23 protein-coding genes are annotated in these 24,582 nt (G+C 56.7%); 10 read left to right on the top strand and 13 right to left on the bottom strand.

Features of this window, described 5'->3' with window-relative positions; all coding sequences use genetic code 11:
- Window positions 1-11: 11 nt before the first annotated feature.
- On the bottom strand, window positions 12-1,817 hold the full coding sequence (gene kefB / locus F9C28_RS08850) for a glutathione-regulated potassium-efflux system protein KefB (RefSeq protein WP_199014866.1): 1,806 nt from the start codon (window positions 1,815-1,817) through the stop codon (window positions 12-14).
- A complete protein-coding gene (gene kefG, locus F9C28_RS08845) occupies window positions 1,804-2,370 on the bottom strand; it encodes a glutathione-regulated potassium-efflux system ancillary protein KefG (protein ID WP_199014865.1) in 567 nt (188 codons plus the stop codon). The genes kefB and kefG overlap by 14 nt, the downstream gene beginning before the upstream one ends.
- 121 nt (window positions 2,371-2,491) lie before the next feature.
- On the opposite strand from kefG, the gene F9C28_RS08840 reads away from it, so the two are divergent.
- The 4 genes from F9C28_RS08840 (at window position 2,492) to F9C28_RS08825 (ending at window position 6,729) form a co-directional block, all read left to right on the top strand.
- Entirely contained in the window at window positions 2,492-4,396 is a 1,905-nt protein-coding gene (locus tag F9C28_RS08840; RefSeq protein WP_199014864.1) for an ABC transporter ATP-binding protein, read from the top strand.
- 111 nt (window positions 4,397-4,507) lie between these two features.
- Window positions 4,508-5,527, top strand: a complete 1,020-nt coding sequence (locus F9C28_RS08835; RefSeq protein WP_199014863.1) for a hydrolase — start codon at window positions 4,508-4,510, stop codon at window positions 5,525-5,527.
- Complete coding sequence (locus F9C28_RS08830; RefSeq protein WP_199014862.1) at window positions 5,524-5,742, top strand: YheU family protein; 219 nt, start codon at window positions 5,524-5,526, stop codon at window positions 5,740-5,742. Before F9C28_RS08835 ends, F9C28_RS08830 begins: the two co-directional genes overlap by 4 nt.
- An 87-nt stretch (window positions 5,743-5,829) precedes the next feature.
- On the top strand, window positions 5,830-6,729 hold the full coding sequence (locus F9C28_RS08825; protein WP_199014861.1) for a phosphoribulokinase: 900 nt from the start codon (window positions 5,830-5,832) through the stop codon (window positions 6,727-6,729).
- A gap of 63 nt (window positions 6,730-6,792) precedes the next feature.
- Here F9C28_RS08825 and F9C28_RS08820 read toward each other — a convergent pair whose 3' ends face one another.
- Complete coding sequence (locus F9C28_RS08820; RefSeq protein ID WP_199014860.1) at window positions 6,793-7,197, bottom strand: OsmC family protein; 405 nt, start codon at window positions 7,195-7,197, stop codon at window positions 6,793-6,795.
- A gap of 299 nt (window positions 7,198-7,496) precedes the next feature.
- Between F9C28_RS08820 and crp the strand changes: the two genes are divergently transcribed.
- Together crp and F9C28_RS08810 are read left to right on the top strand one after the other, a co-directional pair.
- Complete coding sequence (gene crp, locus F9C28_RS08815; RefSeq protein ID WP_199014859.1) at window positions 7,497-8,129, top strand: cAMP-activated global transcriptional regulator CRP; 633 nt, start codon at window positions 7,497-7,499, stop codon at window positions 8,127-8,129.
- A gap of 130 nt (window positions 8,130-8,259) precedes the next feature.
- Window positions 8,260-10,341: a YccS/YhfK family putative transporter gene (locus F9C28_RS08810; protein ID WP_199014858.1), complete on the top strand. Its 2,082-nt coding sequence runs from the start codon at window positions 8,260-8,262 to the stop codon at window positions 10,339-10,341.
- Between the two features lies 1 nt (window position 10,342).
- Here F9C28_RS08810 and argD read toward each other — a convergent pair whose 3' ends face one another.
- The 5 genes from argD to ppiA form a co-directional block, all read right to left on the bottom strand.
- Window positions 10,343-11,563 carry a bifunctional acetylornithine/succinyldiaminopimelate transaminase gene (gene argD, locus F9C28_RS08805; protein ID WP_199014857.1) on the bottom strand — a complete coding sequence of 407 codons (1,221 nt, stop codon included), beginning with the start codon at window positions 11,561-11,563 and terminating at the stop codon, window positions 10,343-10,345.
- 86 nt (window positions 11,564-11,649) lie between these two features.
- Window positions 11,650-12,213, bottom strand: coding sequence for an aminodeoxychorismate synthase component 2 (gene pabA, locus F9C28_RS08800; protein ID WP_199014856.1), 564 nt, complete (start codon window positions 12,211-12,213; stop codon window positions 11,650-11,652).
- A gap of 32 nt (window positions 12,214-12,245) precedes the next feature.
- Window positions 12,246-12,848: a putative adenosine monophosphate-protein transferase Fic gene (locus tag F9C28_RS08795; protein WP_199014911.1), complete on the bottom strand. Its 603-nt coding sequence runs from the start codon at window positions 12,846-12,848 to the stop codon at window positions 12,246-12,248.
- A gap of 1 nt (window position 12,849) precedes the next feature.
- Window positions 12,850-13,020 (bottom strand): YhfG family protein, encoded by a 171-nt coding sequence (locus F9C28_RS08790; RefSeq protein WP_199014855.1) that lies wholly within the window; start codon window positions 13,018-13,020, stop codon window positions 12,850-12,852.
- A gap of 143 nt (window positions 13,021-13,163) precedes the next feature.
- Window positions 13,164-13,736: a peptidylprolyl isomerase A gene (gene ppiA, locus F9C28_RS08785; protein ID WP_199014854.1), complete on the bottom strand. Its 573-nt coding sequence runs from the start codon at window positions 13,734-13,736 to the stop codon at window positions 13,164-13,166.
- A gap of 333 nt (window positions 13,737-14,069) precedes the next feature.
- Between ppiA and tsgA the strand changes: the two genes are divergently transcribed.
- Complete coding sequence (gene tsgA / locus F9C28_RS08780; protein ID WP_199014853.1) at window positions 14,070-15,263, top strand: MFS transporter TsgA; 1,194 nt, start codon at window positions 14,070-14,072, stop codon at window positions 15,261-15,263.
- A gap of 28 nt (window positions 15,264-15,291) precedes the next feature.
- On the opposite strand, the gene F9C28_RS08775 is transcribed toward tsgA, so the two are convergent.
- Window positions 15,292-16,578 carry a cytosine deaminase gene (locus tag F9C28_RS08775; RefSeq protein ID WP_199014910.1) on the bottom strand — a complete coding sequence of 429 codons (1,287 nt, stop codon included), beginning with the start codon at window positions 16,576-16,578 and terminating at the stop codon, window positions 15,292-15,294.
- Window positions 16,579-16,821: 243 nt separating this feature from the next.
- Between F9C28_RS08775 and nirB the strand changes: the two genes are divergently transcribed.
- From nirB to cysG, 3 genes are all read left to right on the top strand, one after another.
- Window positions 16,822-19,365 carry a nitrite reductase large subunit NirB gene (gene nirB / locus F9C28_RS08770; RefSeq protein WP_199014852.1) on the top strand — a complete coding sequence of 848 codons (2,544 nt, stop codon included), beginning with the start codon at window positions 16,822-16,824 and terminating at the stop codon, window positions 19,363-19,365.
- Window positions 19,362-19,688: a nitrite reductase small subunit NirD gene (gene nirD / locus F9C28_RS08765; protein WP_199014851.1), complete on the top strand. Its 327-nt coding sequence runs from the start codon at window positions 19,362-19,364 to the stop codon at window positions 19,686-19,688. Before nirB ends, nirD begins: the two co-directional genes overlap by 4 nt.
- A gap of 132 nt (window positions 19,689-19,820) precedes the next feature.
- Window positions 19,821-21,194, top strand: a complete 1,374-nt coding sequence (cysG, locus tag F9C28_RS08760; RefSeq protein WP_199014850.1) for a siroheme synthase CysG — start codon at window positions 19,821-19,823, stop codon at window positions 21,192-21,194.
- Window positions 21,195-21,260: 66 nt separating this feature from the next.
- Here the strand turns inward: cysG and trpS are convergent, their stop codons facing one another.
- From trpS to dam, 4 genes are read right to left on the bottom strand one after another with little or no spacing between them, the layout of a single operon-like run.
- On the bottom strand, window positions 21,261-22,265 hold the full coding sequence (gene trpS, locus F9C28_RS08755) for a tryptophan--tRNA ligase (RefSeq protein ID WP_199014849.1): 1,005 nt from the start codon (window positions 22,263-22,265) through the stop codon (window positions 21,261-21,263).
- A 1-nt stretch (window position 22,266) separates the two neighbouring features.
- A complete protein-coding gene (locus F9C28_RS08750; protein WP_199014848.1) occupies window positions 22,267-23,031 on the bottom strand; it encodes a phosphoglycolate phosphatase in 765 nt (254 codons plus the stop codon).
- The gene (gene rpe / locus F9C28_RS08745) at window positions 23,024-23,701 is read right to left on the bottom strand and encodes a ribulose-phosphate 3-epimerase (protein ID WP_199014847.1); all 678 of its coding nucleotides are present in this window, start codon (window positions 23,699-23,701) and stop codon (window positions 23,024-23,026) included. The genes F9C28_RS08750 and rpe overlap by 8 nt, the downstream gene beginning before the upstream one ends.
- Before the next feature lie 45 nt (window positions 23,702-23,746).
- Complete coding sequence (dam, locus tag F9C28_RS08740; RefSeq protein WP_199014846.1) at window positions 23,747-24,559, bottom strand: adenine-specific DNA-methyltransferase; 813 nt, start codon at window positions 24,557-24,559, stop codon at window positions 23,747-23,749.
- Window positions 24,560-24,582: the final 23 nt, after the last annotated feature.

Below are 24,582 nucleotides of genomic sequence, written 5' to 3'. Positions count from 1 at the left end.
TTACGGCTTTTTTATTCAAACTCATCCCAGCCATCCGGCTGACGGCGCTCGTGTTGCATCTCACGGTGGAAGATCTCTTCCAGCTCCCGGCGGGCTTCCCGTACCCGGGAGATTTGCGCGGTGTCACTGTGAATTGGCATTAGTTCCCGCAACATACGAATATCCAGGCGCCGGAAGTGCAGTTGCGCCCGCTGAGCCTGATGCGGGTGCATCCCCAGGCTCATTAATGTCTTACGCCCCAGATCCAGGGCACTGGAGAAGGTCTCACGGGAGAAGTGTTTCACACCGGCTTGTAAAAGTTCGTGCGCTTCAACACGTCCCCGGGCACGGGCGAGGATCTCAAGGTGCGGGAAATGCTGCTGGCACAACTCCACCACCTGCATAATGTCTTCGGGTTCATTGCAGGTCACCACAATAGACTTTGCGTGCTCCGCACCGGCCGCGCGCAGTAGCTCCAGCTCCCGGGCATCGCCGTAATAGACCTTGTAACCGTATCTTCGCATCAGGTTTACCGCACTGATGTCCCGCTCCAGTACGGTAATACGCATCTTATTGGCCATCAGCAGGCGGCCAATCACCTGACCAAAACGCCCGAACCCGACAATAATCACCTGGGGCTGATCATCATTAACCCAGGGCTTCTCGTCCGGCTCATCCGGCGCGTTAACTCGCCGGGCCAGTACCCTATCAATCAACCGCATCACCAGCGGGGTGGTCATCATCGACAGCGTCACAGTCACCAGCAATAACGCCGTCTGATCCTGTTGAAATATCCGCTGGGAAGAGGCCAGCGAGAACAGCACAAACGCGAACTCCCCGCCCTGACTAAGTACCCCGGCAAATTGCAGCCGCTCCGAGGTGCGCAACCCAAAAATACGCCCCAGCACATACAGCACGAGGATCTTCACCAGCACCAGCGCAATAACCGCCGCGATCACCCACAGCAGATGGGAGTACAACACCCCCAAATTGAGGGCCATCCCCACCGAGATAAAAAACAGCCCCAGCAATAGCCCTTTAAACGGCTCAATGGCGGTTTCCAGCTCATGGCGATATTCACTTTCCGCCAGCAGGACACCCGCCAGAAACGTCCCCAGCGCCATAGAGAACCCGAGAGCATCCATAAACAAGGCCGAGCCCAGCACCAGCAATAATGATGCCGCGGTAAACACTTCCCGCACCCCGGAGCCGGCAATAAACCGGAACACCGGGCGCAGCAAATAGCGGCCCCCCAGCAACATTCCGGCAAAGGCCAGCACCTTGAGACCGACTTTCCAGACATCAAGATGGTCATCGTCATTGCCGGCGAGCAGCGGTACCAGCGCCAGGGCCGGGATCACCGCCAGATCCTGAAACAGCAACACCGAAAACCCAAGCTGGCCAGATTCGCTGCGATTCATTCCCTTATCACGCATCAGCTGGAGCGCCATCGCAGTGGAAGACATTGCCAGGCCAATACCGCCCACCAGTGCCGCCTGCCACGAGAACTGCGTCACCATCAATAACCCGGCGAGGATAGCCGCACTGACCAGCACCTGGGCGGCCCCGATCCCAAAAATAGAGCGCCGCAGTTGCCAAAGCTTGGCCGGATTGAGCTCCAGACCAATAAGAAACATCAGGAACACCACCCCCAGCTCAGAGAAGTGCAGGATCTCATCGACATCGCTGATCAGCCGCAATCCCCAGGGGCCAATGGCAATCCCGGCCAGCAAATAACCCAGCACTGCCCCGATACCGAGACGCGCCGCCACAGGCACCGCCACCACGGCGGCGAACAGAAACAGCACCCCGGCCAGTAACCAGTCAGACCCTGCCATTCGCGCCCCCTTGTACCGTCGGCGCCGCCAGCCATTCACCATAAGCCCGGGCGTGGGTTGCCAGCGCCTCCGGGGACTGGCGGCGCGCCCAGTAGACAATCATCAGAGTCAGCCAGTGCATGTGGCACATGGCGGCGGTCAGCTCAAAGGGGCGTAAAATGTCGCTGATCTTATAGCGATTAAGGCCGTCATAACGGTAGGCGGCCTCCGGTTCCCCGGTGGTGATGACACTGCGCCAGTATTTTCCCGCCAGTTGGTTTCCTCCCGGCCCGCTGGAAAATCCCCGGGTCAGCACCCGATCAAGCCACTCTTTCAGTAGCGCCGGGCAGCTGTAGGTATAAAGCGGGTGCTGAAAGACGATAACATCGTGCTCCCGCAGCAGGTCCTGTTCCTGGACGATATCAATGAAGAAATCCGGGTACTGGGCATAGAGATCATGCACGGTCACATTGGCCAGCAGATATGCTGGCTGAAGCAGTACGCGGTTCGCTACGGAGTCCTGTGCTTCCGGATGAGCATAGATCAGCAATACTTTCGCTGGCTGCGGCATCATCTCCCTCCGGGCGTCGTAATCGTTAGTTTTTTGGGCTACCATGCAGCCCGTTGCATCGGCAACCGCCTCAGGTTACCCGATTATAATGACAATTTAACATACTCTAAACATACGGCGCGTTATGATTGTTTTCTCTTCATTACAAATTCGTCGCGGCACCCGCGTCCTGCTGGACAATGCCACCGCTACCATTAACCCCGGGCAGAAAGTCGGCCTGGTGGGTAAAAACGGCTGCGGCAAATCCACATTACTCTCTCTGCTGAAGAACGAAATCAGCGCAGATGGCGGGAGCGTGACCTTCCCTGGAACCTGGCAACTCGCCTGGGTTAACCAGGAAACCCCTGCCCTGGCCGTCCCGGCACTGGAGTATGTGATTGACGGGGATCGGGAATACCGTCAGCTGGAAAGGGCGCTCAACCAGGCCAACGAACGCAATGACGGCCATGAGATAGCCACCATCCACGGTAAGCTGGACGCCATCGGCGCCTGGACTATCCGCGCCCGGGCCGCCAGCCTGCTGCACGGGCTGGGGTTCAGCAATCCACAACTGGAGCAGCCGGTCAGCGATTTCTCCGGGGGCTGGCGCATGCGTCTTAACCTCGCCCAGGCGCTGATTTGCCGCTCTGACCTGCTGCTGCTTGATGAACCAACTAACCACCTGGATTTGGATGCGGTTATCTGGCTGGAGAAGTGGCTGAAAAGTTACCCCGGCACCCTGGTTCTTATCTCCCACGATCGTGATTTTCTTGACCCGATCGTCGGGAAAATTTTGCACATTGAGCAGGAAGACCTGTTCGAATACACCGGTAACTACAGTGATTTCGAACAGCAGCGCGCCACGCGCCTTGCCCAGCAGCAGGCCACCTACGAAAGCCAGCAGCAGAAGGTCGCGCACTTACAAAGCTTTATTGACCGCTTCAAGGCCAAAGCCTCGAAAGCAAAACAGGCCCAGAGCCGGGTGAAAATGCTGGAGCGTATGGAGCTGATTGCCCCGGCCCATGTCGACAACCCGTTTCACTTCACGTTCCGTCCGCCGGAAAGCCTGCCAAACCCATTATTAAGAATGGAAAAGGTCAGCGCGGGATACGGGCAGCATATCGTGCTGGACTCGATCAAGCTCAACCTGGTCCCGGGCTCCCGCATCGGTTTACTGGGTCGTAACGGCGCGGGTAAATCCACCCTTATCAAATTACTGGCTGGTGAGCTGGAGCCCATGCACGGCGACATCGGGCTGGCGAAAGGCATCAAGCTGGGTTACTTCGCCCAGCACCAGCTGGAATATTTACGCCCGGACGACTCTCCGCTCCAGCATCTGGTGCGCCTGGCCCCCCGGGTACTGGAACAGCAACTGCGTGACTATCTGGGCGGGTTCGGCTTCCAGGGAGATAAAGTCAGCGAGGCCATTGCCCGCTTCTCCGGCGGCGAAAAAGCGCGTCTGGTGCTGGCGCTGATCGTCTGGCAGCGCCCGAACCTGCTGCTGCTCGATGAGCCCACCAACCACCTGGATCTGGATATGCGCCAGGCCCTGACCGAAGCGCTGATTGATTTTGACGGCGCACTGGTGGTGGTGTCCCACGATCGACACCTATTACGCTCCACCACCGATGACCTGTATCTGGTGCATGATGGCAAAGTTGAGCCTTTTGATGGCGATCTGGATGACTACCAGCAGTGGCTGAGCGACAGCCAGAAGCAAGACACCAGTGAGACAGACGCCCCCAAAGATAACGCCAACAGCGCCCAGGCCCGTAAGGACCAAAAACGCCGGGACGCGGAGCTGCGCACCCAGACCCAGCCACTGCGTAAAAAGATTACCCAACTGGAAAAACAGATGGAGAAACTGAATACCCGGCTGGCGGACGCGGAAACCCGGCTCGGGGACAGCGCCATTTACGATCCTTCCCGCAAGGCAGAAATGACCGAGTGTCTGCAAGCCCAGGCGCAGGCGAAGTCTGAACTGGAGGAGTGTGAAATGGCGTGGCTGGAGGCCCAGGAGCAGCTGGAAATGATGCTGCAACAAGAATAGGTCAGTATACCCCCTGGCCCGATACGCCAGGGGGCAATAACATCAATTCAATAAACATGCTCGTTACAACCCGGTATAGTAGAAAGTTCATTCCAGAATATAATCACCAACATGGATAAAACCTGCCCAATAGATATGACACCCTCGGACAACACGGCGGATTTTGTGCCCATGTCCGGGCTCAGCAACCCACACCTGCAAACCATGCTGCCCCGCTTGCTGCGCCGCCGTTTACAGTTCCGGCCCCACTGGCAACGCCTCGATATGCCAGACGGGGACTTTATTGATCTCGCCTGGAGTGAAGATCCGGAACAGGCGCGCCATAAACCACGCCTGGTGGTGTTTCATGGCCTGGAAGGCAGCCTGCACAGCCCCTATGCGCACGGATTAATTAATGCCGCGAAGCGCGCCGGATGGCTGGGTGTCGTCATGCATTTTCGCGGTTGCAGCGGCGTCCCAAACCGGGCAGAACGCATCTACCATTCTGGTGAAACCGAAGACGGGAGCTACTTCCTCGACTGGATGGCCCAGCGTTACGGCGAGGTGCCCACCGCGGCAGTCGGCTATTCCCTGGGGGGCAATATGCTGGCCTGCCTGATGGCGCGCCAGGGCAGTGACTGCAAGCTGACAGCCGGGGTTATCGTCTCTGCCCCGCTGATGCTGGAACAGTGCTGCTACCATATGGAAAAAGGCTTCTCCCGCTTTTATCAGCGCTATTTGCTGAATCTGCTGAAGGCCAACGCCGCGCGAAAATTGAAAACCTACCCAGGTTCTTTACCGATCCCGCTGTCGCGGTTACGTAAAGTGCGGCGCATTAAAGAATTTGACGATCTGATCACCTCGAAAATCCACGGTTTTGCCGATGCGCTCGACTATTATCGCCAGTGCAGTGCCATGCCGTTGCTGCCCAATATCACCCGGCCATTGTTAATGATCCACGCTAAAGACGATCCCTTTATGGACCATCACGTGATCCCCGATCCGGCCTTCCTGCCCGGGAATATTGAATACCAGCTCACAGAACACGGCGGCCATGTCGGCTTTATTAGCGGTAGCTGGCACCAACCAGAAATGTGGCTGGAGAAACGCATTCCCGCCTGGTTAAGTACCTATCTGGACAACCCGTTATGATAATTCCCTGGCAGCAGATTGATCCCGAAACCCTGGCAAACCTGATCGAATCCTTTGTATTACGTGAAGGGACCGATTATGGTGAACAGGAACGCTCCCTCGCCGCTAAAGTCGCCGATGTCAGGCGCCAGCTCGAGAGCGGAGAAGCGGTGCTGGTGTGGTCAGAACTGCATGAAACTATTAATATAATGCCCCGCTCACAGTTCCGGGGATAACCCCCCGGCACCGGTATCAACCAGCTATACTGCAGGCTACATTGCGCGTAATTGCCTGTTGTCTGCTAACCCAGGAGCGGTTGTCATATGTCTGCGAAACACCCGGTTATTGCGGTTACCGGTTCCAGCGGTGCCGGTACTACAACCACCAGTCTGGCCTTCCGAAAAATTTTCTCCCAGCTCAATCTGCGCGCCGCAGAAGTTGAAGGGGATAGTTTCCATCGTTATACCCGCCCGGAAATGGACATGGCCATTCGCAAAGCCCGGGATGTGGGGCGCCATATTAGCTACTTCGGGCCGGAAGCCAACGACTTCACCCTGCTGGAGCAGACCTTTATCGAATATGGCCAGCACGGCAGCGGTAAATTTCGGAAATATCTGCACACCTACGATGAAGCCGTACCCTGGAATCAGATCCCCGGGACCTTTACCCCGTGGCAACCGATCCCGGAACCCACCGACGTGCTGTTTTATGAAGGGCTGCACGGCGGCGTGGTCACCGAACACAACGACGTAGCCCGCCATGTGGATCTGCTGGTGGGGGTGGTGCCGATTGTTAACCTCGAATGGATCCAGAAACTGATCCGCGACACCAGCGAGCGCGGCCACTCCCGGGAAGCGGTGATGGAGTCGGTGGTGCGCTCAATGGAAGACTATATCCACTACATCACGCCACAATTTTCCCGCACCCATATAAATTTCCAGCGGGTCCCCACCGTGGATACCTCCAACCCCTTCGCCGCAAAAGGGATACCGTCCCTGGACGAAAGCCTGGTGGTGATCCACTTCCGTAATCTGGACAATATTGATTACCCGTGGCTGCTGGCAATGCTACAGGGATCGTTTATTTCCCATATCAATACGCTGGTGGTGCCGGGGGGCAAAATGGGGCTGGCTATGGAGCTTATCATGCTGCCGCTGGTACAACGCATTATGGAAGGGAAAACCTTCGACGACGGCGGCCTGCAGCGGCCAGCGATCCGCTGATACTGCGGGCAGGCATCGCACACATGCCCCGCCCGGCAGTATCACAAAGAGAAAATCGGGGGGTTATTTCTCAATCACTTCATAAGAGTGGGTGATATCCACCGCTTTGCCCAGCATCAGCGCCACAGAGCAATATTTCTCAGCAGAGAGATCCACCGCGCGGGCAACGGCACTGTCTTTCAGTTCGTGGCCGGTAACCACAAAATGCAGATTGATATGGGTGAACAGGCGCGGCGCCTCTTCACGACGTTCGGAAGTCAGTTTCACTTCGCAGTCGCTGACATCCTGGCGGCCTTTTTGCAGGATAGACACCACATCAATCGCGCTGCACCCACCGGCGGCCATCAGCAGCATTTCCATCGGGCTTGGCGCTTTGTCACCGGAATTGCCATCCATCAGAACCTGGTGCCCGGAGGCAGACTCCCCGAGGAAGGTCAGATTCTCAATCCATTTAACTCTTGCTTGCATTTCTATTACTCCCGCTAAAAATATTTCCTACAAGATTATGCGCCTGGAAGAAAACTGGCAACAGAAGGCGACCTGGGTCAAGCTGAAACGAGACAATAGGAGACACTTTCGGAAAGCTATGCTAAAACAACCGGGATGTGTAGCAATACCCACCGCACAACGCGGATATACGAAGGGAACACAGTTCACGGAGGCAGACCCTCTGCCGGTTACCCCAGGGTGGGGATTATTAATGATTGCAACCCAGAGACGGCAAAAAGCCGCGCTTTGGCGTCAAGATAACAAGAGGATAATTGCGCATGGTGCTTAGCAAACCGCCAACCGACCCGACTCTCGAATGGTTTTTGTCCCATTGCCACATTCATAAGTATCCATCGAAGAGTACGCTGATCCATCAGGGTGAGAAGGCGGAGACGCTGTATTACATTGTTAAGGGTTCCGTTGCCGTTCTGATCAAGGACGAAGAAGGCAAAGAGATGATCCTCTCCTACCTGAACCAGGGCGACTTTATTGGCGAACTGGGCCTGTTTGAAGAAGGTCAGGAACGTAGTGCCTGGGTCCGCGCCAAAAGTGCCTGTGAAGTTGCCGAAATTTCTTATAAAAAATTCCGCCAGCTGATTCAGGTAAACCCGGATATTCTGATGCGTCTTTCCTCGCAGATGGCGCGCCGTCTGCAGGTCACATCAGAAAAAGTCGGCAACCTTGCTTTCCTGGATGTTACCGGCCGTATCGCCCAGACCTTACTGAATCTGGCTAAACAGCCGGATGCGATGACCCATCCGGACGGGATGCAGATCAAAATCACCCGTCAGGAAATTGGTCAGGTAGTCGGTTGCTCCCGCGAAACTGTGGGCCGTATTCTGAAAATGCTGGAAGATCAAAACCTGATCTCCGCCCACGGCAAAACCATCGTCGTATACGGGACCCGTTAATCCCGCTATCGTCAGGGCGTGCTGCTCAGCCAGCACGCCTTTTTTATTTGCTGTACTTTTTCTTTGCCGTAATTATCATCCCTTACCCCAGGACCCGCAGTAACCAGACCAGGAGCAAGAGAGCAGTGCTATGTGGCGGCGGCTGATTTACCACCCGGAAGTGAACTACGCCCTGCGCCAGACTCTGGTGCTCTGCCTGCCCGTGGCCATCGGTTTATTGCTCGGCGAACTGCGCCAGGGGCTGTTATTCTCCCTGGTACCCGCCTGCTGCAATCTTGCCGGCCTCGACACGCCCCATAAGCGCTTTTTTAAACGCCTGATTATTGGGGCATCGCTGTTCGCCGCCAGTAGTCTGGTGGTCCAGCTGTTACTGTTTCACGCGCTACCCCTCGCCGCTATTCTGCTGGGGCTGGCGCTGATACTGGGCGTCACCGCTGAAATCAGCCCACTGCATGGCCGGCTGTTCCCCGCGGCCCTGACCGCCGCCATTTTTACCCTCAGCCTGGCAGGCAATATGCCAGTCTGGCAGCCAATGCTGCTGTATCTCTGCGGTACCGCCTGGTACGGGCTGTTTAACTGGGCCTGGTTTCGGCTATGGCGCGAGCAGCCACTGCGTGAATCCCTGAGCCTGTTGTACCGCCAGTTGGCGGAATACTGTGACGCCAAATATAGCCTGCTCACCCAGCATACCGACCCGCAAACCGCCCTGCCGCCGCTGCTTATCCGCCAGCAAAAGGTGGTGGACCTGATCAGCACCTGCTACCAGCAAATGCACATGCTGTCGGCCAGTAAAGGGCAGCACGATTATCTGCGGCTGCAGCGTATTTTCCAGGTGGCGCTGGATCTGCAAGAGCATATTTCCGTGAGCCTGCACCAGCCGGAAGAGGTCCAGAAATTGGTAGAGCAGAGCCACGCCGAAGCGGTGATCCGCTGGAACGCCCGCACCATCAGCGAGCGGCTTAACGTGCTGGCAGACGATATCCTCTACCATCGCTATCCGCGCCGCTTTAACATGGATAAACCCATCGCCGTGCTGGAGAAAATTGCCCGCCAGCACCCGGATAACCCGGTGGGGCAATTTTGCCATTATCACTTCAGCCGTATTGCCCGGGTGCTCCACACCCAGCGCCCGCTCTATACCCGGGATCTGATGGCGGATCAGCAACGCCGCCTGCCGCTGTTACGGGCAATCAAAAGCTACCTGTCGCCGGCATCGTCCGCTCTGCGTTCAGCCCTGCGCATGGGGGTCATGCTGGCCATTGGCAGTCTGGCCGGGGCCGCCCTGCACCTGCCAAAACCCTGGTGGATCCTGATGACTATCATGTTTGTCACCCAAAGCGGCTACAGCGCCACCCGGGTGCGTATCCTGCACCGTTCACTGGGCACCATGGCGGGCTTGCTGATAGCCGGCTTCACGCTGCATTACCACATCCCCAATGCATGGACCCTGACCACCATGCTGATTATCACCTTTGGCAGCTATTTGATCACCCGCAATTATTACGGCTGGGCCACGGTGGACTTTACGGTTACCGGGGTATATACCCTGCAATTACTCTCGCTAAACGGAGAGGCATTTCTGGTACCGCGCCTGGTGGATACCCTGCTGGGATGCCTGATTGCCTTTGGCGGTATGGTCTGGCTGTGGCCCCAGTGGCAAAGTGGTCTGCTGCGCAAAAACGCCCATGATGCATTAGAACAGGACCAGGAAGCGCTACGGCTGATCCTCAGCGACGATCCCCAGCCCACGCCGCTGGCCTGGCAGCGGATGCAGGTGAACCAGGCCCATAATGCGCTGTATAACTCACTAAACCAGGCCATGAAGGAGCCGGGATTTAACAGCCATTATCTGGCGGACATGAAACTGTGGGTGACCCACAGCCAGTTTATTGTCGAGCATATTAACGCCATGACCACCCTGGCCCGGGAGCATGACATGCTGACACCCGATCTGGCCCGGCGTTATCTGGAGTCCTGTGAAATTGCCCTGCAGCGCTGCCAGCAGCGCCTGGATTATGACGCGCCGGGGGAGAGTAATGATGTGAATATTCTGGAGTCGCCACAGATGCTGCCCAGCGGGCCATTAAGCACCATGGAACAACACCTGCAGCGTATTTTGGGGCACCTGAGCTCGATGCATACCATTTCGTCAGTTGCCTGGCGCCAGCGCCCCCATCACGGCAAGTGGCTTACGCGTATCCTGCACCGCTAAATTAGCCTTTAACGACCTGGGCCACCGCCCCGGCAAAGCGCGCCATCCCATCGTGAATATCCTGGTCGGTGATATTAAGCGCCGGGGCAAAACGCACCACATCCGGGCCGGCATTCAGCACCATCACGCCGGCGCTGGCCGCCGCATGGAGGACGTCCCGGGCCTTACCGCGATACGACGGTTTCAGCTCTGCGCCAATCAGCAGGCCCATACCGCGAATCTCACTGAACACGTCATACTGGGCATCTATCTCGCGCAGCTGTTTCACAAACAGGTCGCGTTTATGATGCACACCGCCGAGCAGTTCCGGGGTATTAATCACATCAAAGGCCGCATTCGCCACCGCGCAGGCCAGCGGGTTACCACCATAGGTCGAGCCGTGGGAGCCAACATGAAAGGCCGAGGCGATATCCTCAGTGGTCAGCATCGCGCTGATGGGGAAACCCCCACCAATGGCCTTGGCGCTGGTGAGAATATCCGGGGTAACGCCGTAATGCATGTAGGCGAACAGCTCACCGCAGCGCCCCATACCGCACTGTACTTCATCAAACACCAGCAGCGCCTGGTGCTCATCACACAGGTCGCGCAGGCCCTGTAAAAATTCGCCGGTGGCGGCAGTCACCCCGCCTTCCCCCTGAATAGGCTCAACAACAATGGCACAGGTGTGGTCATCAATTACCGCTTTTACCGCCGCCAGATCGTTAAACGGCACATGGACAATATCCGCCGGTTTCGGGCCAAAACCGTCGGAATACTTCGGCTGGCCGCCGACGGACACCGTAAACAGCGAGCGGCCGTGAAAGGCGTGATGGAAGGCAATGATTTTGGTTTTATAAGGGCTATGGCGGGTGGACGCATAATAGCGCGCCAGTTTAAAGGCGGTTTCGTTGGCTTCAGTGCCGGAGTTAAGGAAGACCACACGCTCCGCGAAGGTGGCATCAATCAGCTTCTTGCCAAGGCGCAGTGCCGGTTCATTGGTAAAAACGTTACTGGTGTGCCACAGGGTCTGCCCCTGCTGGATAAGCGACGCCACCAGTGCCGGATGGCAATGGCCCAGTGCGGTCACCGCGATGCCACCAGCAAAATCGACATACTCCTTACCGTCCTGATCCCATACCCTGCTTCCCTGGCCCTTCACCGGAATAAACTCCGCCGGTGCATAAATCGGCAGAATAACGTCATCGAAGGTAGCGCGGGTAATTGCTGATTGTTCAGTTGCCATTAGTAACCCATCCATTTTATGCGGAATGCGACATGAAAAGATAATCACAAAATATGCATAAAAAATCACTTAATGGCAATAAAAATTCAGCGCCTGAGGAAATTAGCCAGCAGCGCGTGGCCCTGCTCACTGAGGATGCTTTCCGGGTGAAATTGTACCCCTTCCAGATCCCACTCCCGGTGGCGAATCCCCATGATTTCCCCGTCATCGCTGTGGGCGGTGACCTCAAAGCTGTCCGGCAATGATCCCGGCGCCACCACCAGGGAATGGTAGCGGGTCACGGTGAGCGGGTTAGCCAGCCCGCGAAATACCCCCTGATTATTGTGGGTCACCGGCGACGTTTTGCCGTGCATCACCTGGCCGGCGCGCACAATACGGGCGCCGAATGCCTGAGCAATCGCCTGGTGGCCAAGGCACACCCCGAGAATCGGCAACTGCCCGGCAAACTGGCGAATGGCCGCCAGGGAGATCCCGGCGTCGGTCGGCGTACAGGGCCCCGGGGAGATAACCAGCTTTTCCGGCTGCATCTGCTCAATGTCATCCAGGGTCAGGGTATCGTTACGCCGGACCACCACCTCACTGCCCAGTTCACAAAAATACTGGTACAGGTTCCAGGTAAACGAATCATAGTTATCAATCAGCAGTAACATGGCCACTCCAGGATAATCAAAACCCGGCCATTCTACTCAGTTTCTGCGGCTTCGCTTACCACTTTGCTGAATATCGCCTCCAGGGGCTGCAGATCCCCCATCGCCCCTTGCTGGTTCGCCTGCCGCCACGGCACCACCGCCAGCCCGCGCCAGTCCAGACTGTACCCGGCATGGATAGCCAACTGTTCAAAGAAGATGCGCTGTGCCCGGCCATTACCGGTGCGGAACGGGTGCAATACATTGACTTCACAATAAAAATGCGCCAGCCGCTGGGTAAAAACCTCCAGAGGCAGGCCCAGCAGATAGTTTTCGTCTTCCAGTGCCCGCATCACCGCGTTGCCTTCTTTCTCCAGGTAGTCAAAGTGGCAAAACCGGGTATCGCCACGGTAGATATCAACCTGGCGGATTTTTCCTGCCCATTCGTAAATATCCTGGAACAGCTGACGGTGAATATGGCACAAGTGGGGAAGCCCGGGCCGGGGCGGGCCCAGCTCAAGGGTTGCCGCACGCAAAGAGGTAAATGCAATCTCGGCCTCTTGCAGGCGCGCCGCCTCGCGGATATTCAGCCGGTTGCGAAACACCTCACTGCCGGACCAAAAATAGGGGTCGCGGACATCGCCAAAGGTATCGTTCATCTCATCCATAACGCCTCCTGGCGGCATTAAGCGCCTCCTGCCACTGGCGCTCATTCTCCCGTGTTACCAGAGGGGCAGTAAACCCTTCCAGATGCTGGCTGGCCTGGAAATTACGGTCACGTACCCGGGCCCAGAGCTGGATCTTTTGTCGATCGGTGAGTTTTCTGGCCATGGTCCACCCCATGTTCAGTTGCTGGTTGCCACAAGTATAAGCAGCAATTCCCGGCAGCGCTGCGGGAAGCGAATCACACGCGAAGAGAGAAGCAAGACCACTGGCGGGTGGCTGGGCGCCCGCCAGGGCTGGTGATCATGCGGTTAAGGCAGGACTTTTGCAGACAGGATAACGATAGGTTTGGACGGCACATTCTGATAAGGCCCCACAGAGCTGGTTGGCGCCTGGGCAATTTTATCGGCGACATCCATCCCTTTGACCACTTTACCAAACACCGCATACCCGAAGTCGCGCTGGCCGTGGTCAAGGAAGGCGTTATCCGCCACGTTGATAAAGAACTGGCTAGTGGCGCTGTCTTTATCGGCGGTGCGGGCCATTGAGATGGTGCCGCGGGTATTACGCAGGCCGTTATCCGCTTCATTTTTTATTGGCGCATTGGTCTGTTTCTGATTCATATCAGCCGTAAAACCGCCACCCTGAATCATAAAACCCGGGATCACGCGGTGAAAAATGGTGTTGTTGTAAAAACCGTTATTCACATAATCAACAAAGTTTTTCACAGTGCCCGGTGCTTTCTGGCCATCCAGCTGCAGCTCAATATTACCGGCAGAGGTGGTCAGCAAGACATGAGGGTCATTACCGGCAGCCAGGGCGGCTGGCGTGATTGCAGACAGTGCAAAAACGGTGGCAACGGCGGCCAGTGTAGATTTGAGCATCAAAGATTCCTTAAAAAACAATAATGGGCAGGATGATGATCGATTTTAAGAAGCAGGTTAACATCATGCCAGGTATTTACCTGCCTTTACGTTGTAAGCACCGGTTACCAGGATAATGGGCCGTGCCGCGATCAGCCAGCCGCAATAGCCCGATAACGGAAGCGGCCGCTATAATTAGGCCAATTTGCGGATATTTTTGTGATGAACATCAAACATTAAATGATAGCAGCGGGAGTACGTACATAAATTATTTTAATAGATCACGCTTGTGGTTAAAATCTGCCCGCTCACCGCGCTGTCAAGGCGCTTTACCGTTCTATTCACAGGCTTTCTATGACTAACAGCAACCGCATCAGGCTCACATGGATCAGTTTTTTCTCCTACGCACTCACCGGTGCACTGGTCATTGTTACCGGCATGGTAATGGGCAACATTGCCGATTACTTCCATCTGCCGGTCTCCAGCATGAGCAATACCTTCACCTTCCTGAATGCCGGGATCTTGATTTCGATTTTTCTGAACGCCTGGCTGATGGAGATAGTGCCACTGAGGACCCAGTTGCGCTTCGGTTTCCTGCTGATGCTGCTGGCGGTGGCCGGGCTGATGTATGGCCATAGCCTGACGCTGTTTTCAGCCTCCATGTTTGTCCTGGGGCTGGTCAGTGGCATTACCATGTCCATCGGTACCTTCCTGATCACCCATCTGTATGAAGGGCGCCAGCGCGGCTCCCGGCTGCTGTTTACCGATTCCTTCTTCAGTATGGCCGGGATGATCTTCCCGATGGTGGCCGCCTTTTTACTGGCCCGCAGCATTCCCTGGTACTGGGTATATGCCTGTATCGGCCTGGTGTATGTCGCTATTTTCGTCCTGACCCTCGGCTGCGAGTTTCCGGCGCTGGGTAAACATGCGCCTCAGGACAACAAACCGGCCGCCAAAGAAAAATGGGGCGTTGGGGTGCTGTTCTTATCCATTGCCGCCATGTGCTACATCCTCGGCCAGTTGGGGTTTATCTCCTGGGTACCGGAATATGCCAAAAGCCTCGGCATGAACCTGAACGATGCCGGGCAGCTGGTCAGTAATTTCTGGATGTCCTATATGTTTGGTATGTGGGCCTTCAGCGTGATCCTGCGCTTCTTCGATCTGCAACGTCTGCTGACCGTGTTAGCGGCCCTGGCGGGTATCTTGATGTACTGCTTTATCACCAGCAGCACCAGCCATATGCACCTGTTTATTCTCGCCCTGGGGTTCTTCTCCAGCGCGATTTATACCTCGGTGATTACCCTCGCCTCGCTCCAGACCCGGGTAGCGTCACCGAAGCTGGTTAACGTGGTGCTGACCTGTGGCACCATCGGCACCATGCTGACCTTCGTGGTCACTGGCCCTATCGTTGCCCACAGCGGCCCGCAAGCGGCGCTGCTCACCGCCAACGGGCTGTATGTGGTGGTGTTTGTGATGTGCTTCCTGCTGGGCTTTGTTACCCGCCATCGCCAGCCCCGGGATACCCTCACCAGCGTACCTCATCAATAACCGCGCTCCCCGCAGGCCACTGCGGGGATCAGCGACTGAAGTCTATCTCTTCACCGCCGCCATCCATCTGCACCCAGGTCTGGGCCAGTTGGGTCGTGCTGATGACCCGCCCCTGGCGGATTGACCAGCGCACCGGTACCTGGCGGCGCAGGGCATCAAACCCATCCGTCGCGGGCAGGATAAGCATGTTGGCGGTATTCCCTTCCACAATCCCATAATCCGTTATACCGCAGGTACGGGCACTGTTGCTGGTGATCAGCCGCAGACTGTCGTTTATCTGCTCATAACCCATCATCTGGCAGACGTGGAGCCCCATATGCAGCACTTGCAGCATATTGGCGGTGCCCAACGGGTACCAGGGATCAAACACATCGTCGTGGCCAAAACTGACGTTAATCCCCGCCGCCAGCAGCTCTTTAACCCGGGTGATCCCCCGACGCTTCGGGTAATCATCAAAGCGGCCCTGCAAATGAATATTCACCAGCGGGTTAGCGACAAAATTAATACCGGACATTTTCAGCAGCCGGAACAGGCGTGAGGTATAAGCCCCATTGTAGGAGTGCATGGCGGTGGTATGGCTGGCCGTGACCCGCGCCCCCATGCCGTCACGCAGCGCCAGGGCGGCCACCGTCTCAACAAACCGCGACTGTTCATCATCAATTTCATCACAGTGGATATCGATAAGCCGCTGGTACTTGTTCGCCAGATCAAAGGCAATATGCAGAGACTCAACGCCATACTCGCGGGTAAATTCAAAATGCGGGATTGCCCCCACCACATCCGCCCCCAGTTGCAGCGCCTCTTCCAGCAGTGCCGCCCCGTTGGGATACGACAAGATCCCCTCCTGGGGGAAGGCCACCAGTTGCAGATCGATCCACGGGGCCACTTCCTGCTTCACCTCCAGCAATGCCCGCAGGGCCGTGAGGCTAGGGTCAGACACATCCACGTGGCTGCGTACATACTGGACACCATTGGCCATCTGCCATTTCAGGGTCTGCCAGGCTCTGGCTTTCACATCCTCATGGCTGAGCAGGGACTTGCGCTCCGCCCAGCGCTCAATCCCTTCAAACAACGTGCCTGACTGGTTCCAGGCCGGTTGCCCGGCGGTCTGGGTGGTATCGAGGTGAATATGCGGTTCAATAAACGGCGCAATAGCCAGCCCACCCCGGCCATTCAGCACTTCATAGCTTTCGTTGCGCTCCTCTCCCATCGGGGTGATTTCCCCAAAGCGTCCCTGATCAATCGCGATTTGCCATAACCCGTCCTTGCCCGGCAGCCTGACATTTTGAATAAGCCATAACGGTGCTGACATGATATTCCCTCACTAATAATGCTGATGCTGTGATGAGTGATAGCACACTCCGCGGCCAAACACCGTCGCGAATATGTACAAAAGGGTAAGCGGTGAAAATCCAGCCATTTCCGTAAGTTACAAAAATATAATAAAATCAACTATATACCACTAAAGTGGTACTGAAAGGCGTATTTGATTTGCATCAATAATTCCCTGTGCTGAATCGTTAAGGTAGGCAACAAGAGAAAAAATATTGAGGCAAAAATGAGCAAAGTCAGACTCGCTATTATCGGTAACGGCATGGTCGGCCACCGCTTTATAGAAGATATTCTTGATAAAGCCACCCCCGGGCAATTCGATATCACCGTCTTCTGCGAAGAGCCGCGCATCGCGTACGATCGGGTGCACCTCTCTTCCTACTTCTCCCACCATACTGCCGAAGAGCTCTCCCTGGTTCGCGAAGGGTTCTACGAAAAAAACAACGTCAAGGTTCTGGTGGGTGAGCGGGCGATCACCATTAATCGCGCCGAGAAAGTGATCCATTCCAGTGCCGGGCGTAGCGTGTTTTATGACAAACTGATCATGGCGACCGGCTCCGTGGCCTGGGTACCGCCAATCGACGGGGCCGACACCGCGGACTGCTTTGTCTACCGCACCATCGAAGATCTCAATGCCATTGAAGCCTGCGCCCGGCGCAGCAAGCGCGGTGCCGTGGTCGGCGGCGGCTTGCTGGGCCTCGAAGCTGCCGGGGCCCTGAAACACCTCGGCGTGGAAACCCACGTTATTGAATTTGCCCCGATGCTGATGGCCGAACAACTCGACCAGATGGGCGGCGAACAGCTGCGTCGTAAAATAGAAGAGATGGGCGTGCTGGTTCACACCAGTAAAAATACCAAATCCATCGTTCAGCAGGGTGTTGATGCCCGCAAGACCATGAACTTTGCCGACGGCAGCGCCCTGGAAGTGGACTTTATCGTGTTCTCTACCGGTATTCGCCCCCGGGACAAGCTGGCCGCCCAGTGTGGTCTGGAGATAGCCCCGCGCGGCGGGATTGTGATTAACGACAGCTGCCAGACCTCCGATCCGGATATCTATGCCATCGGCGAATGCGCCAGCTGGCAGAAACGTGTCTTCGGCCTGGTGGCGCCGGGTTACAAAATGGCCCAGGTGACCGCTGATCACTTGCTCGGCCAGGAGGGCGCCTTTACCGGGGCCGACATGAGCGCCAAGCTGAAACTGCTGGGTGTTGACGTGGGCGGGATTGGCGATGCCCATGGCCGCACGCCGGGGGCCCGCAGCTATGTCTGGCTGGACGAAACTGCCGGGGTTTACAAGCGCATCAACGTCAGCGCAGACAATAAAACCCTGCTGGGGGCAGTACTGGTTGGGGATACCAGCGATTACGGCAACCTGCTACAGCTGATGCTCAATAACATCGAACTGCCGGATCACCCGGATTCACTGATCCTGCCTGCCTATGCCAGCGGTGGCAAACCGGCTATCGGCGTGGATAACCTGCCGGACAGCGCGCAAATCTGCTCCTGCTTCGATGTCAGCAAAGGCGACCTGATTGCCGCCATTGGCCGCGGCTGCCATACCGTGGCGGCCCTGAAAGCCGAAACCAAAGCCGGTACCGGCTGCGGCGGCTGTATCCCGCTGGTCACCCAGGTGCTGAATGCCGAACTGGCGAAACAGGGCATTGAAGTTAACCACAACCTGTGCGAGCACTTCCCATTCTCCCGCCAGGAGCTGTATCACCTGATCCGCGTGGAAGGCATTAAAACCTTTGATGCGCTGCTGGCTAAATACGGCAAAGGCTACGGCTGCGAAGTGTGTAAGCCCACGGTGGGCTCTCTGCTGGCCTCCTGCTGGAATGATTACATTCTGCAGCCGGATAAAGCCCCCTTGCAGGAAACTAACGATAGCTTCCTCGCCAACCTGCAAAAAGACGGTACCTATTCCGTTATTCCGCGCTCCCCAGGCGGAGAGATAACCCCGGAAGGCCTGATGGCGGTAGGGCGTATTGCCCAGCAGTTTGCGCTGTACACCAAAATCACCGGCTCCCAGCGCCTCGCCATGTTTGGTGCCCAGAAAGACGATCTGCCGGAAATCTGGCGCCAGTTAATCGACGCCGGGTTCGAAACCGGCCACGCCTATGCCAAGGCGCTGCGCATGGTGAAAACCTGCGTGGGCAGTACCTGGTGCCGTTATGGCGTGGGTGACAGTGTTGGCTTTGGTGTCAGCCTGGAAAACCGCTACAAAGGCATCAGAACCCCGCACAAAATGAAATTCGGGGTCTCTGGCTGTACCCGTGAGTGTTCTGAAGCCCAGGGCAAAGACGTCGGTATTATCGCCACCGATAAAGGCTGGAACCTGTATGTCTGCGGCAACGGCGGCATGAAACCGCGCCACGGCGACCTGCTGGCGGCGGATCTTGACCAGCAAACCCTGACCCGCTATGTGGACCGCTTTATGATGTTCTACATCCGCACCGCCGATAAACTGCAGCGTACCTCCGTGTGGATGGAAGAGCTGGAAGGCGGCATCGACTATCTGCGCAAGGTGATTATCGACGATAAGCTCGGCATCAATGACCAGTTGGAAGCGGAAATGGCAACGTTACGCGCCGCCTGGCAATGCGAATGGACCGAGACCGTCAACAACCCACAGGCGCAGGTCCGCTTCCGCCACTTTATCAACAGCGACCAACGCGATCCGAACGTACAGATGGTGGCCGAGCGCGCCCAGCACCGCCCGGCGACCCCTTATGAACGCATCCCGGTTACCCTTGCGGAGGAAAACGCATGAGCGCCTGGACCACTGTCTGCCCACTGAATGACATCCTGCCGGCTACCGGGGTCTGTGCCCTGGTCGGCGATCAGCAAGTTGCGGTATTCCGTCCCTATGCTGACGAACGGGTATATGCCATCAGTAATATCGACCCGTTCTTCGACGCCAGCGTCCTGTCCCGGGGGATTATTGCCGAGCACCAGGATGCCCTGTGGGTGGCCAGCCCGCTGAAAAAACAGCGCTTCCGCCTGACCGATGGCCGGTGCATGGAAGATGAAAGCCACTCTGTCGCCCACTTTGAGGCCCGGGTTCAGGACGGCAAGGTACAAATCCGCGGCTGATCCGTGTCCCCCTTCTGACTGAAGGGGGAATGTCTAATAACCACTCGTTATATTACCCGCGGCGGCTTACTGCTATGCTAGGCGCCGCGCGGTAAACCTGCGCACCTTTTCCTGTTTTTATTGAGGTCTACAGTGGATCATCTGCCGATTTTTTGTCAGCTGCAAAACCGGGCGTGTTTACTGGTTGGCGGTGGTGATGTTGCAGAGCGCAAAGCGCGACTCCTGCTGGGAGCCGGTGCCCGTCTGACGGTTAACGCACTGGCATTTAGCCCCCAGTTTCATGTCTGGGCCGCCGCCCAGTCACTGACCCTGGTGACCGGCGAATTTGCCCCTCACCTGCTGGACAATTGCTGGCTGGCCATCGCCGCCACCGATGACGACGCGGTGAACAGCGAAGTCAGCCATCAGGCGGAGCAGCGGCGGATATTTTGTAACGTGGTGGATGCCCCCAGCCAGGCCAGTTTTATTATGCCGTCGATTATCGACCGCTCGCCGCTGATGGTGGCGGTATCCTCCGGCGGTAACTCCCCGGTACTGGCGCGCCTGCTGCGCGAAAAGCTGGAGTCATTACTGCCCCAGCACCTCGGCCAGGTGGCCCGCTATGCCGGCAACTTGCGCCACCGGGTTAAACAGACCTTTACCAGCATGGGCGAACGCCGCCGCTTCTGGGAGAAGCTCTTTGTTAATGATCGGCTGGCCCAGTCACTGGCCAACCAGGATCAACGCGCTATCGACAGCGCCACGGAGGCGCTCTTCAACGCGCCGCTCGATCACCGGGGCGAAGTTGTCCTGGTCGGGGCCGGGCCCGGCGATCCTGGCCTGTTGACCTTAAAAGGGCCTCAGCAAATCCAGCAGGCGGACGTGGTGGTTTACGATCGCCTAGTCTCCGACGAGATAATGAACCTGGTGCGCCGGGACGCTGACCGTATCTTTGTGGGTAAACGCGCCGGTTATCACTGCGTGCCCCAGGAGGAGATAAACCAGATCCTGCTGCGGGAAGCCCGCAGCGGCAAACGGGTGGTTCGCCTCAAAGGCGGGGACCCGTTTATCTTTGGCCGCGGCGGTGAAGAGCTGGAAACCCTGTGCACCGAAAATATTCCCTTCTCGGTGGTGCCGGGCATTACGGCGGCCTCCGGTTGTTCCGCCTACGCCGGTATTCCGCTCACCCACCGGGATTATGCCCAGAGCGTACGCCTGGTCACCGGCCACCTGAAAACCGGCGGCGAGCTGGACTGGGCCAATCTGGCGGCAGAAAAGCAAACCCTGGTGTTTTATATGGGGCTTAACCAGGCCGGGACCATTCAGCGCCAGCTGCTGGCCCACGGTATGGAAGCCGATATGCCAGTCGCCCTGGTGGAGAACGGCACCGCCGTGCACCAACGGGTGGTGAGCGGCACCCTGGATCAGCTGGAGTCCCGGGCCCAGCAGGTTGCCAGCCCGGCGCTGATTATTGTTGGCCGGGTGGTGGCGCTGCGCGACAAACTGAACTGGTTCTCACACCACTGAGCCGCCCCCGCGCCATAAAAAAAGGCCCATGCAGAGCATGGGCCTTTTTACATTGTGCCTCAGCCATTACGGATGCGGGACAAAGCCAATCACATCGTACACATGCTTCAGGGTCGCGGAAGCGTGGGTACGGGCTTTCGCCGCGCCATCCTTCATCACCTGCTGCAGGAAGGCTTCATCGTTGCGAAAGCGGTTATAGCGCTCCTGCAGCTCAGTCAGCATCCCGGAGACCGCGTCAGCCACTTCACCTTTCAGGTGACCATACATTTTGCCGTCAAAATGCTGTTCCAGCTCGGCAATGCTCTGGCCGGTCACCCCGGACAAAATATCCAGCAGGTTAGAGACACCGGCCTTATTCTGTACGTCATAACGCACCACTGGCGGCTCGTCGGAATCTGTCACCGCGCGTTTGATTTTTTTGACCACTGACTTCGGATCTTCCAGCAGCCCGATAACGTTATTGCGGTTATCGTCAGATTTGGACATTTTCTTGGTCGGTTCCAGCAGAGACATCACCCGGGCGCCGGATTTAGGAATAAACGGCTCAGGCACTTTGAACACCTCACCGTAAATCGCGTTAAAGCGCTGGGCGATATCGCGGCTCAGCTCCAGATGCTGTTTCTGGTCTTCACCCACCGGCACCTGATTGGTCTGGTACAGCAGAATATCCGCCGCCATCAATACCGGGTAATCAAACAGACCGGCGTTGATGTTTTCCGCATAGCGGGCAGACTTATCTTTAAACTGGGTCATGCGGCTCAGCTCACCGAAATAGGTGTAGCAGTTCAGCACCCAACTCAGTTGTGCGTGCTCCGGCACATGGGACTGTACGAAGATGGTGCTCTTCTGCGGATCAATACCGCACGCCAGATACAGCGCCAGGGTATCAAGGGTCGCTTTACGCAGTTGCTGCGCATCCTGGCGCACGGTAATGGCGTGCTGATCCACGATGCAGTAAATGCAGTGATAATCGTCCTGCATGTTTACCCACTGGCGCAGCGCTCCCATATAGTTGCCAATGGTCAATTCACCTGATGGCTGTGCGCCACTAAAGACGATGGGCTTACTCATGTTATTTTTCCTGATTTTCACTTAACGGGAGCCCGAACGCGGGCAAAAGATCACTGAAACGATCGAACACCGCATCGGGGTTGCTCTCGCTAATCGCTTCACCGTAATTGTATCCCCAGGTTAACCCGACAACCGGGCAACCTGCGGCCTGGGCGGCCATAATATCGTTGCGGGAGTCCCCCACAAACAGCATTTCATTCGCCTGTAAACCAAACTGGTCCAGCAAACGCAACAGCGCCTCCGGGTGTGGTTTCTTCTGCTGCACGTCATCACCGCCGATCACCCGATCAAAATAGCTATCAAGCTGTAATGCCGCCAGCAGCGGGCCAACAAACGGCGTCGGCTTATTGGTCACCAGCCCCAGCGCCAGCCCTTGCTGTTTTAGCGCACTCAGGGTTTCCGCCACCCCGGGGAACAGGCTGCTGCCGCTTTCGGCGCATTCGGCGTAGTAGCTATTGAACAGCTTGCGCAGCATCACGGTACGTTCGCTTTCCGGCACCGCAACATGCTGGACAACCTCGCGCCCGGTATTCGCCGCTTTCTGCTCATCGAGGCTTTTCTTCTCCGCAATAGCCCAGTGCATGGCGCGCTGTACCAGGATATCGGCACCGTTACCAATCCAGTTTTTTACCCGGGACTCTCCGGCTTCCGGCAGTTCCAGGGCATACAGGGCGCGGTCAATGGCGTGTGCCAGGCCCGGGACACTGTCTACCAGGGTGCCATCGAGATCGAAGGCCACCCCTTTAATTTTACTAAACTCAATCATGACGTACCTTTGCCAATTCACTGCGCATATCGGCAATGACTTTTTGGTAATCCGGCTGGCCAAAAATAGCCGAACCGGCAACAAACATATCGGCACCGGCCGCGGCAATCTCCGCAATGTTGCCGGTCTTCACCCCGCCGTCCACTTCCAGACGGATATCCAGCCCGGACGCGTCGATGCGCTGGCGGGTCTGGCGCAGTTTCTCGAGGGTGTGAGGAATAAACGACTGACCGCCAAAGCCCGGGTTTACCGACATCAGCAGGATAACATCCAGTTTGTCCATCACGTGGTCAAGGCAGGTCAGCGGTGTCGCCGGGTTGAGCACCAGCCCCGCTTTACAGCCGTGCTCTTTGATAAGCTGTAATGAACGATCGATATGTTCAGAGGCTTCCGGGTGGAAGGTAATAATGCTGGCGCCAGCGGCGGCAAAATCAGGGATCAGACGATCGACCGGTTTCACCATCAGATGCACATCAATCGGTGCGGTGATACCGTAGTCACGCAGCGCCTTCAGCACCATGGGTCCCATGGTCAGGTTAGGCACGTAGTGGTTATCCATAACATCAAAGTGAACAACATCGCCCCCGGCGGCCAGCACTTTCGCGGTGTCCTCTCCGAGGCGAGCAAAATCAGCCGACAGGATCGATGGGGCAATCAAATACTGTTTCATCCGTTTCTCCAGGTGAATGATTTACTCCGCGGAGGACGAACCGGTTCAGGCTTTGTAGAGCGCCAGCAATTCGTCCACCTTATTACGCGCGCCGCCATTTCTGCTGATATTACGCCGCACTTGAACAACATTTAGCGTTGCGGCCTGGTACCACTCGCGGGTCAGCAACGTGTCATGGTTAGAAATCAGTACCGATACACCACGCGCCACCAGGGATTCCGCCAGCTGCGCCAGCTGCTGCTGCTGCTGCTGGGTGAAACTGTTGGTGTGATAAGCGGTAAAATTGGCCGTATTCGACAACGGTGCATAAGGGGGATCGCAATACACCACCTGCCCGGAGGTCGCGTTGGTCATACTGACATCATAAGACTGACAAAGAAAGGTCGCTTTCTGGGCGCGCTCGGCAAACCAGTAAAGCTCCGCTTCCGGGAAATAGGGCTTACGATAACGGCCAAAAGGCACGTTAAACGCCCCTTTGAGGTTATAGCGGCACAGGCCGTTATAGCCGTGGCGATTCAGATACAGGAACAGCACCGCCCGCTGAAACGGGTCGCTACTTTGGTTAAAGGTTTCCCGCATCCGGTAGTAATGCTCAGCGGCATTGCACTCCGGGGTAAACAGCTTACGGGCCTCTGCCACATACGCGTCCGCCTGGGTCTGTACAATGCGGTAAAGGTTGATAAGATCGGTATTGATGTCGGCCAGAATATAGCGGTCATAGTGGGTATTCAGAAATACCGACCCCGCCCCGACGAAAGGTTCTACCAGACACTCACCTTCGGGAAGGTGAGTTTTTATATCGTCAAGCAGGGGGTATTTACCCCCTGCCCATTTCAGAAAAGCGCGATTCTTTTTCATGCCGTCCGACTATTTACACCTTC

Origin of the sequence: Shimwellia pseudoproteus (assembly GCF_016415625.1) — a bacterium.
In the GTDB taxonomy this organism is placed as follows: Bacteria; Pseudomonadota; Gammaproteobacteria; order Enterobacterales; family Enterobacteriaceae; genus Shimwellia; species Shimwellia pseudoproteus.
Note: the sequence above shows the minus strand (reverse complement) of the source record. Positions and strands in the feature narration are given on the sequence as shown.

What these genes read in the sequence shown, in the direction of transcription:
- kefB (WP_199014866.1), bottom strand. Translation starts at nt 1,817, where the DNA reads ATGGCAGGGTCTGACTGGTTACTGGCCGGGGTGCTGTTTCTGTTCGCC.
- kefG (WP_199014865.1), bottom strand. Translation starts at nt 2,370, where the DNA reads ATGATGCCGCAGCCAGCGAAAGTATTGCTGATCTATGCTCATCCGGAA.
- F9C28_RS08840 (WP_199014864.1), top strand. Translation starts at nt 2,492, where the DNA reads ATGATTGTTTTCTCTTCATTACAAATTCGTCGCGGCACCCGCGTCCTG.
- F9C28_RS08835 (WP_199014863.1), top strand. Translation starts at nt 4,508, where the DNA reads ATGGATAAAACCTGCCCAATAGATATGACACCCTCGGACAACACGGCG.
- F9C28_RS08830 (WP_199014862.1), top strand. Translation starts at nt 5,524, where the DNA reads ATGATAATTCCCTGGCAGCAGATTGATCCCGAAACCCTGGCAAACCTG.
- F9C28_RS08825 (WP_199014861.1), top strand. Translation starts at nt 5,830, where the DNA reads ATGTCTGCGAAACACCCGGTTATTGCGGTTACCGGTTCCAGCGGTGCC.
- F9C28_RS08820 (WP_199014860.1), bottom strand. Translation starts at nt 7,197, where the DNA reads ATGCAAGCAAGAGTTAAATGGATTGAGAATCTGACCTTCCTCGGGGAG.
- crp (WP_199014859.1), top strand. Translation starts at nt 7,497, where the DNA reads ATGGTGCTTAGCAAACCGCCAACCGACCCGACTCTCGAATGGTTTTTG.
- F9C28_RS08810 (WP_199014858.1), top strand. Translation starts at nt 8,260, where the DNA reads ATGTGGCGGCGGCTGATTTACCACCCGGAAGTGAACTACGCCCTGCGC.
- argD (WP_199014857.1), bottom strand. Translation starts at nt 11,563, where the DNA reads ATGGCAACTGAACAATCAGCAATTACCCGCGCTACCTTCGATGACGTT.
- pabA (WP_199014856.1), bottom strand. Translation starts at nt 12,213, where the DNA reads ATGTTACTGCTGATTGATAACTATGATTCGTTTACCTGGAACCTGTAC.
- F9C28_RS08795 (WP_199014911.1), bottom strand. Translation starts at nt 12,848, where the DNA reads ATGAACGATACCTTTGGCGATGTCCGCGACCCCTATTTTTGGTCCGGC.
- F9C28_RS08790 (WP_199014855.1), bottom strand. Translation starts at nt 13,020, where the DNA reads ATGGCCAGAAAACTCACCGATCGACAAAAGATCCAGCTCTGGGCCCGG.
- ppiA (WP_199014854.1), bottom strand. Translation starts at nt 13,736, where the DNA reads ATGCTCAAATCTACACTGGCCGCCGTTGCCACCGTTTTTGCACTGTCT.
- tsgA (WP_199014853.1), top strand. Translation starts at nt 14,070, where the DNA reads ATGACTAACAGCAACCGCATCAGGCTCACATGGATCAGTTTTTTCTCC.
- nirB (WP_199014852.1), top strand. Translation starts at nt 16,822, where the DNA reads ATGAGCAAAGTCAGACTCGCTATTATCGGTAACGGCATGGTCGGCCAC.
- nirD (WP_199014851.1), top strand. Translation starts at nt 19,362, where the DNA reads ATGAGCGCCTGGACCACTGTCTGCCCACTGAATGACATCCTGCCGGCT.
- trpS (WP_199014849.1), bottom strand. Translation starts at nt 22,265, where the DNA reads ATGAGTAAGCCCATCGTCTTTAGTGGCGCACAGCCATCAGGTGAATTG.
- F9C28_RS08750 (WP_199014848.1), bottom strand. Translation starts at nt 23,031, where the DNA reads ATGATTGAGTTTAGTAAAATTAAAGGGGTGGCCTTCGATCTCGATGGC.
- rpe (WP_199014847.1), bottom strand. Translation starts at nt 23,701, where the DNA reads ATGAAACAGTATTTGATTGCCCCATCGATCCTGTCGGCTGATTTTGCT.
- dam (WP_199014846.1), bottom strand. Translation starts at nt 24,559, where the DNA reads ATGAAAAAGAATCGCGCTTTTCTGAAATGGGCAGGGGGTAAATACCCC.